This is a genomic window from Propioniciclava sp. (assembly GCF_029977985.1).
Lineage (GTDB): Bacteria > Actinomycetota > Actinomycetes > Propionibacteriales > Propionibacteriaceae > Propioniciclava.
In genome coordinates this window covers 1-15,769 of the sequence record NZ_JARKOT010000098.1, presented here as the reverse complement: position 1 = coordinate 15,769, position 15,769 = coordinate 1, and the positions used below count along the sequence as shown (strand labels likewise).

The window sequence follows — 15,769 nt, the reverse complement described above, 5'->3', positions numbered from 1 at the left end:
GAGGGCGGAGGTGGCGACGACGCAGGGAAACGTGGGGAACGGGCACCCATCGCGCAGGACGCCGTGGGCCACGAGGAGCCGAGGACAGCGCCGACACCGATCCGGGCGCATCCCCACCCTGCGGACGCCCGGCCTAGGCTGACCCGGTGCGTCACTACCTCGACCATGCCGCGAGCTCACCCCTGCGGCCCGCCGCGGCCGAGGCGTGGGCGGAGGCGGCTGCCCTAACCGGCAACCCGAGCTCGACGCACGCAGCCGGACGGCAGGCCCGCGCGCGACTGGAGGACGCCCGCGAGCAACTGGCGGACGCCGTCGTCGCCCACCCGTCCGAGGTGGTCTTCACCTCCGGCGGGACCGAGGCCGACAACCTCGCCGTGCTGGGGGTCGCGGCGTCCGCGCGTGCCGACGGCCCCGCGAGGTTGGCCACGTCCACCGTGGAGCATCCCGCCGTGCACGACGCCGTCGCCTCGCTCGGTGAGCGGGCGCTCTGGCTCGGCGTGGACGCCGACGGGGTCGTGACCGCCGACGCCCTCGCCGGGCTGTCCCCCGGGGTGGCCCTCGTGTCGGTCATGGCCGTGAACAACGAGACCGGCACCGTGCAGCCCCTCGACGCGGTGGTGGACGCCGTCCGCCGGGTCGGCGCGGTGGCGCACAGCGACGGCGTCCAGGCCCTCGGGCACGTGCCGCTCGACTTCGCGGCGTCCGGGCTGGACCTGCTGAGCCTCTCGGCGCACAAACTGGGCGGTCCGGTGGGCGTAGGGGCGCTGATCGTCCGTCGCGGCGTCCGGCTGGCCCCGACCGGTTTCGGCGGCGGGCAGGAAGCGCGGCTGCGCTCGGGGACGGTGCCGGTCGCCCTGGCCGCGGGGTTTGCGGCCGCCGCGGCGCAGGCGGTGGCCGAACGGTCGAGCGAGGCGGCCCGGCTCGGCGCGCTGCGCGCCGAGCTCGCGGCAGCGGTCCGTGCCCTGCCCGACACCACCGTCAACGGCGGCGTGCACGTGAGCCCCGCGATCTGCCACGTGACGTTCCGCGGCTGCCGCGCCGACGACCTCCTCCTGCTCCTCGACGCCGCCGGGATCGACTGTTCCACCGGCTCGGCCTGCACCGCCGGCGTCCACCAGCCCAGCCGGGTGCTGCTGGCCATGGGCCGGCCGGAAGCCGACGCGACGGCGTCCCTGCGGTTCTCGTTCGGGCCGACCACGACGGCCGCGGACATTCGGGCCCTGACCCAGGCGCTGCCGGGGGTCGTGGCGACAGCCCGGGCTGCGACCGGGTCGGGCGGCACGTAAGCTGGTCCGCCGTGAAGGTGCTCGTGGCGATGTCGGGCGGGGTGGACAGCTCCGTGGCCGCCGCGCGCCTGGTGGCCGAGGGCCACGCGGTGACCGGCGTGCACCTCGCTCTCAACCGCAACCCCGACACATACCGCTCGGGCGCGCGGGGGTGCTGCTCGCTGGAGGATTCCCTCGACGCCCGCCGGGTCGCCGATCTGCTGGGCGTCCCGTTCTACGTCTGGGATCTGTCGGAGCGGTTCCACGCCGACGTGGTGACCGACTTCGTCGCCGAGTACGCGGCCGGCCGGACGCCGAACCCCTGCCTGCGCTGCAACGAGAAGATCAAGTTCGCCGCCGTGCTCGAGCGCGGCGTGGCGCTCGGCTTCGACGCCGTGGCGACCGGGCACTACGCCCGCCTGGAGCAGGCCGACGGCGAGTCGCGCCTCTACCGCGCCGCCGACGCGGCGAAGGACCAGAGTTACGTGCTCGGCGTCCTCACCCAGGCGCAGCTGCGCCGGTCGCTCTTCCCCCTGTACGGCTCGGTCAAGGCCGACGTGCGCGCCGAGGCCGCCGCGCTGGGGCTGCGGGTGGCCGCCAAGCCCGACTCCCACGACATCTGCTTCATCGCCGACGGCGACACCGCCGGCTTCCTCAACCGGCAGCTCGGCGAGCGGTCCGGTGAGTTCGTGGACGCCGCCGGTGCGGTCGTCGGGGCGCACGCGGGCCACCACCAGTTCACGGTCGGCCAGCGGCGCGGCCTGCGTCTCGGGGTACCCGCCGCCGACGGGCGGCCGCGCTACGTGCTCGGCATCGAACCGGTGACCAACCGGGTCACCGTGGGGCCCCACGAGGCGCTGGCGGTGCGCTCCCTCACCGGGATCCGGCCGAGCTGGGCCGTCGCGAGCCCACGGCTCGGGGCGTGGCGCGGGCTCGTTCAGGTGCGCGCCCACGGCGCACCCCTGCCGGCGTCGATCGAGGCCGACGGCGACGGCGTCCGCATCGAGCTGGACGAGCCGGCGTTCGGTATCGCGCCCGGCCAGGCCGCCGTGACGTACGACGGCGACCTCGTCGTGGGCGCCTCGACGATCGCGACGGCGTCCTGATGCGCACCTCCGGTCTGGGGTCGCTGCCCGGCACCGACGTGGCGGCCGGCGTCCGGCTGGGGTTGGCGGCGGCGTCGGTGCCGTGGCTTCCCGAGTTCCCGGCGCGCGGGCCCTGGGCGGGCATGATCGGGCGGGCCCTGGGGCTGCTGGACGGGATCGGGGCCGACCTGGTCGCGGGGGAGTGGAAACTCGCCCGCGTGCCCGGGCTCGACCAGCGCCGGGCGCGGGCGACGCTGCGCAACGACCTCGACACCCTCGAGGAGCAGGCCCAGGGTCTGGAGGGGCCGCTGAAGCTGGCGGTGGCCGGGCCGTGGACGCTGGCCGCGGCGACGCTGCTTCCGCTCGGCGGGCGTGTGCTCGGTGACCCGGTGGCACGCGCCGACCTGGCACAGGCGCTGGCGTCCGGGGTGGGCGACCTGCGCCGCGAGGTCGAGCGGCGCCTGCCGGGCGTGGCGGTCGTGCTGCAGGTGGACGAACCGTCGCTGCCGGCCGTCCTGGCCGGCTCCGTGCCCACCGAGGGCGGGTACTTCCGGCACCGGTCGGTGGAGCGCTCCGAGGTGACCGAGCGGCTGCGGCTGGTGGGCGGCGACGTGCTGCACTGCTGCGCGCCGGGCCTGGAGGTCGAGCTGGTGCTCGGCGAGCACGGGGCCGGATTCGCGGGGGTGTCGCTCGACCAGTCGCTCATGACGCGCACGCAGTGGGACGCCGTGGCCGCGGCCATCGAGGCCGGCCGGGAGCTGTGGCTGGGGTGTTCGCCGACCGTGCCCGCGCAGGCGCCGACGGCCGACGCTTTAACGCGCACGGTGCTCGGGGCGCTGCGGTCGCTGGAGCTGGGCCCGGTGCTGCGCGACCGGGTGGTGCTGACGCCGGCGTGCGGGCTGGCGGGCTGGCCGGTCCGCGAGGTGACGCCGCTCTTCCGGGCGCTGGCGACCACCGCCGAGCGGATGGACGACGAACTCGCCCGCTGAAGGATTGTCCGAGGCGCACGGTAGGTTGCGGCTCGTGACGAAAGACTCCGAAGCGGCCGACCTGCGGGCCCAGCACGCGCTGCTCGCCGAGCAGATCAACGATGCGCGGTTCCAGTACTACGTGCTGGACAACCCGACGCTGACCGACGCCGCGTTCGACCAGCTGCTGCGCCGGCTGGAGGCGCTCGAGGAGGCTCAGCCCGAGCTGCGGACGCCCGACTCGCCGACTCAGCAGGTGGGCGGCGGGCTGTCGGCCACCTTCGCGGCGGTCGAGCACCTCGAGCCGATGATGAGCCTGGACAACGCGTTCACCGTCGAGGAGGTGGAGCGCTGGTACGCGCGGCTCGGCGGGGCGGGCGAGTTGCTGTGCGAGGTGAAGATCGACGGGCTGGCCCTCGACCTCGTCTACCGCAACCGGCGCCTGGTGACGGCCGCGACGCGGGGGGACGGGCGCGTGGGGGAGGACGTGACGGCGAACGTGCGGACGATCGGCGACATCCCGCTCACGCTGTCGGACGAGGCGCCCGACCTGGTCGAGGTGCGCGGCGAGGTGTACATGCGGCCCGACGACTTCGCGGCGCTCAACGAGTCGCTGCTCGAGGCGGGGCGCCAGGCGTTCGCCAACCCGCGCAACTCGGCCGCCGGCTCCCTTCGGCAGAAGGACCCGCGGGTGACGGCGTCCCGGAAGCTGCGCTTCTACTGCCACGGTCTGGGGGCGCACTCGGGCGCGGAGATCGCGCGGCAGTCCGACGGGTATGCGTTGCTGCGCAGCTACGGGCTGCCGGTGAGCGACCACAACGCGGTCGTCCCGGGGCTGCCCGAGGCGCTGGCCTACATCGGGACGCTCGAGGGGCGGCGGCACAGCCTGGAGCACGAGATGGACGGCGTGGTGCTCAAGGTCGACGAGCTGGCCCGGCAGCGCGAGCTGGGGTTCACGTCGCGGGCGCCGCGGTGGGCGATCGCGTTCAAGTACCCGCCGGAGGAGGTCAACACCCGGCTGCTGCGCATCGAGGTGAACACGGGGCGGACGGGGCGGGTGACCCCCTACGGCGTGATGGAACCCGTGGTGGTGGCCGGGTCGACGGTCGAGATGGCGACGCTGCACAACGCGCACGAGGTGGAGCGCAAAGACGTGCGGCCGGGCGACACGGTGATCCTGCGCAAGGCGGGCGATGTCATTCCGGAGATCCTCGGCCCGGTGCTGGCACTGCGTCCGGACGGGCTACCCGCCTGGGTGATGCCCACGCACTGCCCGAGCTGCGGCACGGAACTGCGCGAGGAGAAGGAGGGCGACAAGGACCTCCGCTGCCCCAACAAGCGCTCGTGCCCGAGCCAGTTGCGGGAGCGGCTGTTCCATGTGGCGTCGCGGGCTGCGCTGGACATCGAGACCCTGGGCTGGCAGGCGGCCGACGCCCTGCTCTCGGCCGGGCTCGTCAGCGACGAGGGGGATCTCTTCGGGCTCACCGAGGCCGACCTGCTGCGTGCGGAGTTCTTCCGCACGAAGTCGGGCGCGCTCACGGCGAACGGGGCGAAGCTGCTGGAGAACCTGCAGGCGGCCAAGTCGCGACCGTGGGCGAAGTTCCTCGTGGCGCTGTCGATCCGGCACATCGGGAAAGGCGTGGCGCCCGACGTGGCGCGGGCGTTCCCGAGTGTGGACGCGCTGCGGGCGGCGTCGGTGGAGGAGCTGTCGGCCGTCGAAGGCATCGGGCCCACGCTCGCGGCGTCCATCGCCGCGTGGTTCGCGGTGGACTGGCACGCGGCGATCGTCGACAAGTGGCAGGCAGCCGGCGCTCTGATGGCGGACGCCGCCGGCGCGGCCCCGGCGGTGGCGCAGACGCTGGCCGGGCTGACCGTGGTCGTGACGGGCGCCGTTCCGGGGTACACGCGCGAGACCGCGCAGGAGGCGATCACGGCGCGCGGCGGCAAGGCGGCCGGCTCGGTGTCGAAGAACACCTCGGTGCTGGTGGCGGGAGAGTCGTCGGGCTCGAAGTACGCGAAAGCCGAGTCCCTCGGGGTGCCCATCCTGTCGGCGGGGGAGTTCGACGAACTCCTGCGCCGCGGGGCCGAGCTGCTGGCCGAGGCCTGAGGGTCGCACGGTCGCAACCGGCGCTGCCTGCAGTTCTAAGCTGTGCGGGTGTCGACGCAGCCGCCGGAATCAGCGGCCCCCACACCGTGGGCGCGGACGGTGGCTGCCACACGCCACGGCGCCATCGTCGCCACGCTGGGGGTCCTGACCGGGCTCGGGTCGGCCGGGCTCACCTGGATCCTGCACGCCGTCGAGGAGCTCGTCTACGGCCACGGGGAGCAGCCCGGCGCGGTGCTCACCGACGGCGTCGACCCCTGGCGGATGAGCATCGGGGTCGCCGTCGTCGCCGCCGTGCTGGCGCTCGCGTGGTGGGCGCTGCGCCGCTGGGGTCGGCCCCTGGTGGGCGTCAAGGGCATGGTGCGCGGCACGACGCCGCCGACGGTGTCCACCGTGATCAACGCCGTACTGCAGATGATCGGGGTGGGCTCGGGCCTGCCCGTGGGCCGGGAGGTGGCCCCCCCGAACTCGCCGCCCTGTTCGCCGTGTGTTTCTGCGAGAGGATGGGCGTGAACGGCGGCCGCCGCCGGGTGCTCGTGGCCGCCGCGGCCGGGGCCGGCCTGGGGGCGGTGTACCAAGTGCCGCTGGCCGGGGCCGTCTTCGCCATGGAGCTCCTGCTCAAGGAGGTCTCGATGCGCATCGCCGCGACCTGCCTGGGCATGTCGGCGATCGCCGTGGTGACGGCCCAGGTGGTCGTCAGCCCCCAGCCCCAGTACGTGGCGGCGTTGATCGACAGCACCGACACGGGCGTGCTGATCTGGGCTGGCGTGGTGGGCCTGCTGCTGGGCCCCCTGGGCGGATGGTTCGGCGACCTCGCCGACCACGTCAAGAAGCACTCACAACGGGGGACGCCGACCTTGGTGACGCTTCCCCTGGCCGGGCTCGGGGTGGCCGTGCTCGCCTGGTTCTGGCCCCTCGTGCTGGGCAACGGACGCAGCGCCGCGCAGGCGGCCTTCCTCGGGCTGACCCTCGGCATGGCAGCCCTGCTCTTCGTCGCGAAGACCGCAGCCACGATGCTCACGCTGCGGGCCGGCGCGGTGGGCGGCACGCTGGCCCCCGCGATCGCCGCGGGTGCCACCGGCGGCATCGTCATCGGACGCCTCGGCGAACTGGCCGTGCCGGGTCTCGAGGTGCCCATCGCCGTGTTGGCGGTCCTCGGCGCGGCAGCGATGCTGGCCACCTCGCTGCGCGCCCCCGCCACCGGCATGCTCCTGGTAGCCGGTGTGACCGGGCAGGGGCACATGGCGTTCGCGGCGTTGGCCCTCGCGGTGGCGGCGGCGTTCGCCACGTCCGCGGTGCGCCCCAAGCTGTACCGGATCAAGCGCGGCTGAGACGGGAACGGGCACACGGGTACGCTGGCCGGCGTGGACGGCCTCAACAGCAACCTGAACCTCAATGGTCGCGTGTCGCCCCGCGTGATGCCGACCATCGGCGAATGGGGGCCCGAAGGCGTCCCGACGACGCGCAAGAAGAAGCGCGCCCGCTGGCTGACCCTGCTCGTCGCCGTGCTCGTCCTCGCCGCCGTCATCGCGTTCGGCTCCTTCGCCTACCTCCAACTGCGCGGCTTCTGAGCGCCCCCACAGGGCGGTCGGCGCACCTCGCTGCGGCTTGCGGCGTCAGGGCGTCGGGAGGCGGAGGTCGGACAGCATCGCCAGGTGGCGCAGGCGCACCAGTTCGGAGCGGCGGAACTCGGGCCCGGGGCGTCCGAGGACGATGGCGTTCAGCGACCCCCGGAACGGCGCCACCGCGACGGCGTGCTCGCCCCAGCCCTCGGCCCAGCCGGCAGGCAGGACGGCGACGTGGGGCGTCCGGAGAGAGCCGAACACCGCTTCGCGCAGCACGAGCCCGGCCGGGGCGAGGGGCGTCGAGGCCTGGACGATGCCCGCCCGGTCGGTGACGAGCGCCCACGTGCTGTGGAACGCCGCCGGGGCGGCGCGCAGGAGAATCTCCTCGGCGCGCTCGGGGTCGGTGGTCATCTCTTCCAGGACGTCGGTGTCGCCCATGAGGCTCCAGTTGTCGGGGTAGCTCGATACCCACATCACCTCCACACCCGGCACGCCCGCGCAGGCGCTGAACAACGCGTCGGGGCGTCCATGGGTGGGAAGCGTGAGCATGAAGTCATCGACGGCGTAGCCGGCACCACGCTCGACGATCTCCACCGCGTGGATGTCGGCCTGGGCGTGGCCGAGCGCGGTGGCGACGGCGCCCAGGGAACCCGGGCGGTCGGGGAGCATCACTCGCAGCAGGAACACGCCGCCCAGTGTGGCCGACGCGGCGACCTCCGTCGCCCCGCCCATGCCCGGCAGGGGGCCTTGTAGCGCGATTGTCACAGAGCCGGAATCCGCCCGAATCGCAGCGTTTCGATTGGCTGTCGCCCGCCGGTGGTGGAGGATGGACGCCGGACGCCGGCGCACCGCCGGGACACGAGCAGGAAGGGACGACCCCATGGCCACCACGAGCACCGCCACCACCCATTGGGAGGGCAGCCTCGCCGAGGGCACCGGCACGACCGAGCTCGTCACGTCGGGCGTCGCGACCTTCGACGTCACGTGGGGCAAGCGGGCCGACGCGGGCGAGGGGAACACCAACCCTGAAGAGCTGATCGCCGCCGCCCTCGCCACCTGCTATTCCATGGCGCTCGCCCACGCTCTGTCGCAGAACGGGACGCCGCCGGCGCGCCTCACCACGAGCGTCGGCGTCGACTTCGTGCCCGGCACGGGCATCACGGGTGCGGCGATCAAGGTGGTCGGCGTGGTCCCCGAGTTGCCGCAGGCCGACTTCGAGAAGTTCGCCCAAGACACCACGGAGAACTGTCCGGTGAGCAAGGCCCTGGCCGGCGTCGAGAAGACCCTCGAGGTCGAGTTCGTGGGCTGAGGCACGCGCCGCAGGCGCCGCGCACGGCCCTAGGATGGGCGGGTCTCTGACCGGTCCCACCACAGGAGCTGCCACCGTGGCCCTCACCACCGCCGACGTAGCCCGGCTCGCCGAGCTCGCGCGCATCGAGTTGAGCACCGCCGAGCTGGAGCGCCTTGCGCCCCAGCTCGACGTCATTCTGGACGCCGTCGCCTCCGTATCGGAGGTGGCCGGCGCCGACGTCGAACCGATGTCGCACGCGCTGCCCCTGACGAACGTGTTCCGGGCCGACGTGGTCACGCCGAGCCTGCCCGCCGCCGCGGTGCTCGCCGGTGCTCCCGCCGTCGAGGACGACCGGTTCCGGGTCCCCCGCATCCTCGGGGAGGAGCAGTGACCGACACCCGCGGCATCCTGACGGCCACGGCGTCCGACCTCGGCATCCGCATCGCCGCCCGCGAACTCACCTCCGTCGAGGTCACGCAGGCCTTCCTCGACCAGATCGGCCGGGTCGACGGCCGGGTGCGCGCCTTCCTGCACGTGGACGCCGCCGGTGCGCTCGCGCAGGCGGCCGCGGTCGACGCCCGGTTGGACGCGGGGGAGCAGCTCGGTCCGCTCGCCGGCGTGCCGCTCGCCCTGAAGGACCTGTTCTGCACGCAGGGCGTCCCGACGACGGCGGGATCGAAGATCTTGGAGGGGTGGCGTCCGCCCTACTCGGCGACCGTGACGGAGCGCCTCCGGGCGGCGGGCATCGTCATCCTCGGCAAGACCAATCTCGACGAGTTCGCCATGGGCAGTTCCACGGAGAACTCGGCGTACGGCACCACGCACAATCCGTGGGACCTCGACCGCATCCCGGGCGGATCGGGCGGCGGATCGGCGGCGGCACTGGCCGCCTTCGAGGCCCCGCTCGCCATCGGCACCGACACCGGCGGCTCGATCCGCCAGCCGGGCTCGGTGACCGGCACGGTCGGCGTGAAGCCCACCTACGGCGGCACGTCGCGCTACGGCGTCATCGCCATGGCGTCGAGCCTCGACCAGCCCGGCCCCTGCGCCCGCACGGTGCTGGACGCCGCCCTCCTCCACGAGGTCATCGGCGGCCACGACCCGCTCGACTCCACGTCGATCGACGCCCCTGTGCCGCCCGTCGTCGACGCGGCCCGCTCCGGCGACGTGACCGGCCTGCGCATCGGCGTCGTCAAGGAACTGGGCGGCGAGGGCTACGCGCCCGGCGTCGAGCAGCGGTTCCGCGAGGCGCTCGGGCTGCTCGAGGAGGCGGGTGCGGAGATCGTCGAGGTCAGCTGCCCCCATTTCGTCTCCGCGCTCGGCGCCTACTACCTGATCATGCCGAGCGAGGTCAGCTCGAACCTGGCCCGCTACGATGCCATGCGCTACGGGCTGCGCGTCGGCGACGACGGCACCCGGAGCGCGGAGGAGGTCATGAACCTCACCCGCGACGCCGGCTTCGGCGAGGAGGTGAAGCGGCGCATCATCATCGGCACGTACGCGCTCAGCTCGGGTTACTACGACGCCTACTACGGCTCGGCCCAGAAGGTGCGCCGGCTCATCGCGCAGGACTTCGACCGGGCGTTCGGCACTGTCGACGTGCTCGTCAGCCCGTCGACGCCGACCACCGCGTTCCGCATCGGGGAGCGCACGGCCGACCCGCTCGCCATGTACAAGTCCGACCTGTGCACGATCCCCTCGAACATGGCGGGCAATGCGGCCGGGTCGTTCCCCTGTGGGCTGGCCCCCGAGGACGGTCTGCCCGTCGGCTTCCAGGTGATGGCGCCGCCGCTGGCCGACGACCGCGTCTACCGGGTGGGGGCGGCGCTGGAACGCGCGCTGGCGGCGTCCGGCCCCGCGGTGCTGACCGACCGCATCGCTTCGACGTGGACGGAGGCCTGACATGGACGACCTGCTCAGCTACGACGAGGTGATCGAGCGCTTCGACCCCGTGCTGGGGCTGGAGGTGCACGTGGAACTCAACACGGCGTCCAAGATGTTCTGCGGCTGCGACAACACCCCGGGCGGGGAGCCGAACACGAAGACCTGCCCGGTGTGCCTCGGCCTGCCCGGGTCGCTGCCGGCGGTGAACGGCAAGGCGGTGGAATCGGCCATCCGGATCGGGCTGGCGCTCAACTGCAGCGTCGCGCCGTGGTGCCGGTTCGCCCGGAAGAACTACTTCTACCCGGACATGACCAAGGACTTCCAGACGTCGCAGTACGACGAGCCGATCTGCTTCGACGGCTGGGTCGACGTGGAGGTCGACGGCGAGACGTTCCGCATCGAGATCGAGCGCGTCCACATGGAGGAGGACGCCGGCAAGCTCACCCACGTCGGGGGCGGCACGGGTCGCATCCACGGGGCCGACTACTCGCTCGTCGACTACAACCGCGCGGGCACGCCGCTCATGGAGATCGTCACGAAGCCGATCCGGGGGCTGGGCGCGAAGGCGCCGGCGGTCGGCCGCGCCTACATGGCGCTGCTGCGCGACCTCATGCGCGCGCTCGGCGTCTCCGACGCGCGCATGGAGGCCGGCAACATGCGCTGCGACGCGAACGTGTCGCTCATGCCGAAGGGCTCCGACGAGCTCGGCACCCGCACCGAGACCAAGAACGTCAACTCGCTGCGGTCGGTCGAGGGGGCGCTCACCTACGAGATGCGCCGTCAAGGGGCGATCCTCGCCGGCGGCGGGCGCGTCCACCAGGAGACGCGCCACTGGCACGAGGACGGCGCCTACACTTCGCCGGGCCGCAGCAAGGAACAGGCGGAGGACTACCGCTACTTCCCCGAGCCCGACCTGGTGCCCATCGCGCCGGCCCCGGAGTGGGTCGAGGAGTTGCGGGCCACCCTGCCCGAGAACCCCGCCCAGCGGCGCGCCCGGCTGCAGCACGCGTGGGGCCTGACCGACCTCGAGATGCGGGACGTCCTCGGCACCGAGGGGTCGCTCGACCTCATCGAGGAGACGGTCGCGCTCGGCGCGGCGCCTGCGGCGGCCCGCAAGTGGTGGCTGGGCGAGCTCGCCCGGCGCGCCAACGAGGCAGGCGTCGAACTGGCTGCCGTGGGCGTCACGCCGGCTCAGGTGGCCGCGGTGCAGGCCCTGGTCGACGCCGGAACGGTCAACGACAAACTGGCCCGGGAGGTGTTCGACGGCGTCCTGGCCGGCGAGGGCACCCCCGAGGAGGTCGTCGCCGCGCGCGGGCTGGCCGTGGTCTCCGACGACGGCGCCCTCGGCGCGGCGGTGGACGCCGCGATCGCCGCGAACCCGGACGTGGCGGACAAGATCCGGGCGGGCAAGGTGCAGGCGGCGGGCGCGCTCATCGGGGCGGTCATGCGCGACATGAAGGGCAAGGCGGACGCCGCCCGCGTCCGCGAGCTGCTGCTGGAGAAGCTGTCCTGAACCGTCGCGTCGTCCTCGCCGTCGTGGCGGTGGTGCTCCAGAGCCTGGCGCTGTACTGGCCCCGGGCGATCGAGACGCCACCCGTCATCGGCGTGCCCCACCTCGACAAGGCGGTGCACGTGGCGCTGTTCGCCCTCACCACCTGGGCGCTGCTGCGCGTGCTGCCGCGCTGGGTGACGCTCGCCCTCATGGTCGTGCAGGTGGGGCTCAGCGAGGTCATCCAGGGCGCGTTCCTGCCCGGCCGCTCGGCCGACCCCCTGGACGCCGCCGCCGACCTCGTCGGCATCGCGCTGGGATTTGGGCTGTGGCGCGCGCGTCAGGGCGAGCCGAGGACGAGGACCACGCCGGCCACCCGATCGTCGGGGCTGAGGTAGAGGTCGACCGCGAACCAGTCGATGCAGGAGTCGACGCTGTCCGCGGCCGGCTGGATCGTGACGCGGACGTGGTCGGCCAGGGAGGGCGGCGCCGCGACGTGCTCTTGCGGGTTGTTGCAGGACGGATAGTCCACCACCATCCGGGTGTCGAACGCGGCCGCCTCCGCCCGCGCAGCGTGGTCACGCAGGGTGGTGATCGCGTTGAACGGGCCCGACCGCTCGGCGTGCGCGGTCGAGGCGTCGCCCGTGTCCCAGCCCGCCTGCGTCGCCAACCGATTCTGGGGCACCTGCTCCGTCAGCTCGCCCCCGACGCCGAGCAGCACGCGGTCGGCGAGTCCCAGTCCGGCGACCGGCGAGTTCTCCGGGTCACGAGCGAACGCGATGAACGCGGCGGCGTGGGCGCGGGCGGCGTCCTCGGTGAGCGGTGGGAGGGACGCGAGCGTGGGCGCCGGGAGGTCAGTGGGGGCGGTTGCGGGCGGCGCAGGGGTCGTCACGCCCGCGGTGGTGACGGGCGCGGCGGGCACGCCGCTCAGCGGCGGCTGCACCACGAGTGGTAGGGCGAGGAGGGCGACCAGCACGAGGGACGCCGCCGCGGCGAGTCCTGTGCGGGCGCGCCTGGCCCGACGGCCCGCCCGGAGCGCCGCCTCCGGCAGTCCGGCGGCGGGGGCGGCCGCGTCCGTCTTCGTGGCGAGCGCGTCGCGCAGGCGACGTTCGAGGTCGGTCATCGGTCCTCCTCGGCGAGGTGGGTGCGGAGGTGCGCGAGGGCGCGCGCGAGCTGGCTCTTGACGGTGCCGACGCTGATGCCGAGCTCGTCGGCGATGACCGGCTCGGTGAGGTCGGCGTAGAAGCGCAGCACGACGACGGCGCGCTGGCGCGGCCCGAGCCGGGCCAGGGCGCGCCACACCAGATCGGCGTCGGCCACCCGGTCGTGCTCGGCCACCGCACGCTCCGGCAGCTGGTCGGTCGGGTATTCGCGCGACGAGGCCCGACGCCACCACGAGGCCTGCGTGCGGGCGAGGACGCGGCGTGCGTAGGCGAGGGCGGCGTCCGGCTGCTCGATGCGACCCCACGCGAGGTACAACTTGGCGAGCGAGGCCTGGAGGAGGTCGTCGGCGTCGGCGTCCGAGCCGGTGAGGGCGAGGGCGTACCGCTTGAGCGCGTGCTGATGGGTCTCGACGAATTCGGTGAACGCGGCGTCCACGAACCCTCGGGCTTCGCGCTCCGTCATCATCTGCACACCTTCAAGACGCCGCGCGCATCCCTCACGGTTGCATCACAGGTGGCGGTTGCTGCGCGGGCTGCCGTGCAAGCGCCGCACGAGGCCGAGCACCAGCGCCACGACGAGCAGGATCGTCGCCATGAACAGCGAGCCCCACATGAGCGCGGCCCCCACCGACTCCGCGGCCAGCCCGCCGGCCACGGTGTTCACCACGCCGAGCAGGAGCGCCAGGAGGGCGAGGGCGATGAAGCCGAGCCAGGTGACTGCCAGCCGCTCGCGGCGGGCGAAGCTGCGCCAGTAGGACGCCCCCTCGCGCGGCGCCTGGGCGGCGATCGGCAGCAGCCGAGTGCGCACGAACCAGGCCACGACGAGACCGAGGGCGACGCCCACGAGTCCGAGGAAGCCGAGCCCGAGGCCGCGCTGGACGCCGTCGAGCCCGGGGGCGACGACGGTCGCCAGGCCGAGGACGACGACGCTGCCCAGCGCGATCACCTGCAGGCCCGAGAGCTGGTCGACGACCCGTTGGTCGAGGGCGACGACCCCGGCCTTGCGGGCCGGGTCGGTCGCGAGACCGTCGGCGACGCCGTAGCGGCGCCCGAGCCCGGCGTCCGCGGCGTTGAGCCGCAGCGCGGAGAGCGCGTGGATGGACGCCTGGTGCTTGGGCGCGTGTGCGAGGGCGGCCTCGTAGGCGTGCTTGGCGTCTTTCGGGTGGGAGTCGTTGAGCGCGTGGCCGAGGGCGAAGTGCGCGTCGGGGTCGTTCGGGGCGAGCCGGATGGCCTCCTCGGCGGCGGCGCGGGCGTCGCCGATGCGCTTGAGATCGCTGAGGGCGAGCGAGCGATGGACGTGGGCGGCGGCCCAGGCCGGCTCCAGCGCGACGGCCCGGTCGAACTCCTTCACCGCCTCGCCGCGCTTGCGGGCGGCGCGGAGGGCGCTGCCGAGGGCGTCGTGCGCCTGGGCGGAGTCGGGGGCGAGGCTGATGGCGCGGCGTCCGGCCTTGAGGGCGCCCTTGGTGCGCCCGGCCGCGCTGTGCGTGAGGGTCAGCAGCACCTGAATCTCGCCCTCGCGGCGCGGGTGAGCCGCGAGCAGGGGCTCGAGGATCTCCAGGGCCCGCCGGTCCTGCCCGCGCTCGACGCAGCGGCGCGCCTTGGCGAGCTCCTTGTCAACGGTGTCCGAGGCCGCCACGGGCCACCCCCCTCCGTCTGCGTGTGTCCGTGTGCGTGTGTGACGTCTCGGCCATGCTACGGGCTGGGGATGGCGGCGGCGTCGGTGACACCCACGCCGGCGACGGCCGGACCGCGGTAGGCCCACACGAGCAGTTCCAGCGGCGCCCCGGAGACGACCGTGGTCTCCGGACCGAGCAGCACCGCCGCGGACGCCGCCACGTCGGTCCGGACGAGCACGAGACCCCGGCGGCGAGTGCGACCGAAGTAGGCGGCGACGCGCTGGGCGCGCGCCCACAGCGCGTCCGCCAGGTCGGCGTCCGCGGCTGTGCCGGGGACGTGGTTGGGCCGGGCCATGTCTTCGGTGTGGACGACGTATTCGCCCAGGTGGTGCAGCATCGGGCCGCCGGGCAGGTCGTCGGGCATGACGGGGAAGCGGGGCGAGCGGGCCGCCAGGGTGTCGAGGGCGGCGTCGAAACCGGACGCCACCTGGGCGGCCATGCGCCGCTCGGTGAGCCCGGCCAGGGCGGGGACGCCGACGCCCGGCCAGGCGAGCGGGTCGCGCTGCAGGACGAGCAGGTGGGCCACGAGGTCGCGGACGACCCAGCCCGCGCAGAGCGTGGGGGCGTCCGGGCCGAGGTCGCGGGCCAGCTCGACGAACCGGTCGCGCGCGGCGACGACGCGCGCCAGGCCGGCGACCATGGCGTCAGAAGCCCTTGTGGGTGGCACGCACCTTGGCGACGACCGACGGCTCGCCGACGACCTCGACCTCGGCTTGGTCCATCCGGCCGAACGCGAACAGCAGGATCTCCGACGGCTTGCCGATGATCGTGATCGTGGATGCCCCCGGCTTAACGCGGAGTGACTCGGAGGCGTCCGTGCGCTCGAACACCACGCCGGCGTCCACATCGCGCAACAGCGGCTTGGCGGTGGTGACGAGGGCCTTCGCCACGGACTCCTCGAACTCCCGGCCTAGGTCGCGGGGGCCCTGGCCGTTCGCGCGGCGCACGTCCTCGGTGTGGATGAAGAACTCACCGGTGTTGGCCAGTTCGTCCACGGCGGGGATGGCGAAGAGGGACGCCAGCCCCGGGCCCTTGCGGATGCGCTCGACGAGATCGGGGTACGTCCACCGCGTACGGACGGCCTCCGTGCGCGCTTCTGTCACGCCCGCGAGCGGCTTGATGAACGAACCGGCGACGCCGAGTGGATCGTTCTCGCGCATCCACACGTGCACGGCCAGGTCGTGGGCGTCCCACCCCTCGCACAGGGTCGGGGCGTCCGGCCCGAACTCCAGCAGGGCGTCACAGAGGGCGGCACGTTCGGTCTTGGCGAATCCCATGC

18 protein-coding genes are annotated in these 15,769 nt (G+C 73.8%); 12 read left to right on the top strand and 6 right to left on the bottom strand.

Going from position 1 to position 15,769, the window contains the following annotated elements:
* The first annotated feature begins 146 nt into the window (after positions 1-146).
* The 7 genes from Q1K57_RS06225 (at position 147) to Q1K57_RS06195 (ending at position 6,993) form a co-directional block, all read left to right on the top strand.
* A complete protein-coding gene (locus tag Q1K57_RS06225) occupies positions 147-1,286 on the top strand; it encodes a cysteine desulfurase family protein (RefSeq protein WP_300080056.1) in 1,140 nt (379 codons plus the stop codon).
* A gap of 11 nt (positions 1,287-1,297) precedes the next feature.
* Entirely contained in the window at positions 1,298-2,371 is a 1,074-nt protein-coding gene (gene mnmA, locus Q1K57_RS06220) for a tRNA 2-thiouridine(34) synthase MnmA (protein ID WP_300080054.1), read from the top strand.
* A complete protein-coding gene (locus Q1K57_RS06215) occupies positions 2,371-3,339 on the top strand; it encodes a methionine synthase vitamin-B12 independent (RefSeq protein ID WP_300080052.1) in 969 nt (322 codons plus the stop codon). The genes mnmA and Q1K57_RS06215 overlap by 1 nt, the downstream gene beginning before the upstream one ends.
* A gap of 34 nt (positions 3,340-3,373) precedes the next feature.
* A complete protein-coding gene (ligA, locus tag Q1K57_RS06210; RefSeq protein ID WP_300080050.1) occupies positions 3,374-5,425 on the top strand; it encodes an NAD-dependent DNA ligase LigA in 2,052 nt (683 codons plus the stop codon).
* 99 nt (positions 5,426-5,524) lie between these two features.
* Positions 5,525-5,935: a hypothetical protein gene (locus Q1K57_RS06205; RefSeq protein WP_300080049.1), complete on the top strand. Its 411-nt coding sequence runs from the start codon at positions 5,525-5,527 to the stop codon at positions 5,933-5,935.
* Complete coding sequence (locus Q1K57_RS06200; RefSeq protein ID WP_300080108.1) at positions 5,926-6,753, top strand: chloride channel protein; 828 nt, start codon at positions 5,926-5,928, stop codon at positions 6,751-6,753. Before Q1K57_RS06205 ends, Q1K57_RS06200 begins: the two co-directional genes overlap by 10 nt.
* 33 nt (positions 6,754-6,786) lie before the next feature.
* Positions 6,787-6,993, top strand: a complete 207-nt coding sequence (locus tag Q1K57_RS06195; RefSeq protein ID WP_300080047.1) for a hypothetical protein — start codon at positions 6,787-6,789, stop codon at positions 6,991-6,993.
* 45 nt (positions 6,994-7,038) lie between these two features.
* Here the strand turns inward: Q1K57_RS06195 and Q1K57_RS06190 are convergent, their stop codons facing one another.
* Positions 7,039-7,674, bottom strand: a complete 636-nt coding sequence (locus tag Q1K57_RS06190; protein WP_300080046.1) for an ACT domain-containing protein — start codon at positions 7,672-7,674, stop codon at positions 7,039-7,041.
* A 193-nt stretch (positions 7,675-7,867) separates the two neighbouring features.
* Here Q1K57_RS06190 and Q1K57_RS06185 point away from each other — a divergent pair, with 193 nt between their 5' ends.
* The 5 genes from Q1K57_RS06185 (at position 7,868) to Q1K57_RS06165 (ending at position 12,049) form a co-directional block, all read left to right on the top strand.
* A complete protein-coding gene (locus Q1K57_RS06185) occupies positions 7,868-8,296 on the top strand; it encodes an OsmC family peroxiredoxin (protein ID WP_300080045.1) in 429 nt (142 codons plus the stop codon).
* Between the two features lie 76 nt (positions 8,297-8,372).
* Positions 8,373-8,669, top strand: a complete 297-nt coding sequence (gatC, locus tag Q1K57_RS06180) for an Asp-tRNA(Asn)/Glu-tRNA(Gln) amidotransferase subunit GatC (protein ID WP_300080044.1) — start codon at positions 8,373-8,375, stop codon at positions 8,667-8,669.
* Complete coding sequence (gene gatA, locus Q1K57_RS06175; protein WP_300080043.1) at positions 8,666-10,180, top strand: Asp-tRNA(Asn)/Glu-tRNA(Gln) amidotransferase subunit GatA; 1,515 nt, start codon at positions 8,666-8,668, stop codon at positions 10,178-10,180. The genes gatC and gatA overlap by 4 nt, the downstream gene beginning before the upstream one ends.
* A gap of 1 nt (position 10,181) precedes the next feature.
* On the top strand, positions 10,182-11,675 hold the full coding sequence (gatB, locus tag Q1K57_RS06170; protein WP_300080042.1) for an Asp-tRNA(Asn)/Glu-tRNA(Gln) amidotransferase subunit GatB: 1,494 nt from the start codon (positions 10,182-10,184) through the stop codon (positions 11,673-11,675).
* Positions 11,676-11,698: 23 nt separating this feature from the next.
* Positions 11,699-12,049, top strand: coding sequence for a hypothetical protein (locus Q1K57_RS06165; protein ID WP_300080041.1), 351 nt, complete (start codon positions 11,699-11,701; stop codon positions 12,047-12,049).
* On the opposite strand, the gene Q1K57_RS06160 is transcribed toward Q1K57_RS06165, so the two are convergent.
* From Q1K57_RS06160 to Q1K57_RS06140, 5 genes are all read right to left on the bottom strand, one after another.
* Positions 11,992-12,774, bottom strand: coding sequence for a hypothetical protein (locus Q1K57_RS06160; RefSeq protein ID WP_300080039.1), 783 nt, complete (start codon positions 12,772-12,774; stop codon positions 11,992-11,994). The two genes, Q1K57_RS06165 and Q1K57_RS06160, sit on opposite strands and share 58 nt — an antisense overlap.
* A complete protein-coding gene (locus Q1K57_RS06155; protein WP_300080037.1) occupies positions 12,771-13,277 on the bottom strand; it encodes a SigE family RNA polymerase sigma factor in 507 nt (168 codons plus the stop codon). Before Q1K57_RS06155 ends, Q1K57_RS06160 begins: the two co-directional genes overlap by 4 nt.
* A gap of 45 nt (positions 13,278-13,322) precedes the next feature.
* Entirely contained in the window at positions 13,323-14,450 is a 1,128-nt protein-coding gene (locus Q1K57_RS06150; RefSeq protein ID WP_300080035.1) for a tetratricopeptide repeat protein, read from the bottom strand.
* A 56-nt stretch (positions 14,451-14,506) separates the two neighbouring features.
* On the bottom strand, positions 14,507-15,130 hold the full coding sequence (locus Q1K57_RS06145) for a maleylpyruvate isomerase family mycothiol-dependent enzyme (RefSeq protein ID WP_300080034.1): 624 nt from the start codon (positions 15,128-15,130) through the stop codon (positions 14,507-14,509).
* 4 nt (positions 15,131-15,134) lie between these two features.
* Positions 15,135-15,769, bottom strand: a 635-nt coding sequence (locus tag Q1K57_RS06140) for a TIGR03085 family metal-binding protein (protein ID WP_300080033.1), incomplete at its 5' end; no start/stop codon positions are given.

Bases quoted from the DNA above. Each gene is read 5' to 3' on its own strand.
- Q1K57_RS06215 (WP_300080052.1), top strand. From the start codon at position 2,371: ATGCGCACCTCCGGTCTGGGGTCGCTGCCCGGCACCGACGTGGCGGCC.
- gatB (WP_300080042.1), top strand. From the start codon at position 10,182: ATGGACGACCTGCTCAGCTACGACGAGGTGATCGAGCGCTTCGACCCC.
- Q1K57_RS06185 (WP_300080045.1), top strand. From the start codon at position 7,868: ATGGCCACCACGAGCACCGCCACCACCCATTGGGAGGGCAGCCTCGCC.
- Q1K57_RS06145 (WP_300080034.1), bottom strand. From the start codon at position 15,130: ATGGTCGCCGGCCTGGCGCGCGTCGTCGCCGCGCGCGACCGGTTCGTC.
- Q1K57_RS06200 (WP_300080108.1), top strand. From the start codon at position 5,926: ATGGGCGTGAACGGCGGCCGCCGCCGGGTGCTCGTGGCCGCCGCGGCC.
- Q1K57_RS06155 (WP_300080037.1), bottom strand. From the start codon at position 13,277: ATGACGGAGCGCGAAGCCCGAGGGTTCGTGGACGCCGCGTTCACCGAA.
- Q1K57_RS06160 (WP_300080039.1), bottom strand. From the start codon at position 12,774: ATGACCGACCTCGAACGTCGCCTGCGCGACGCGCTCGCCACGAAGACG.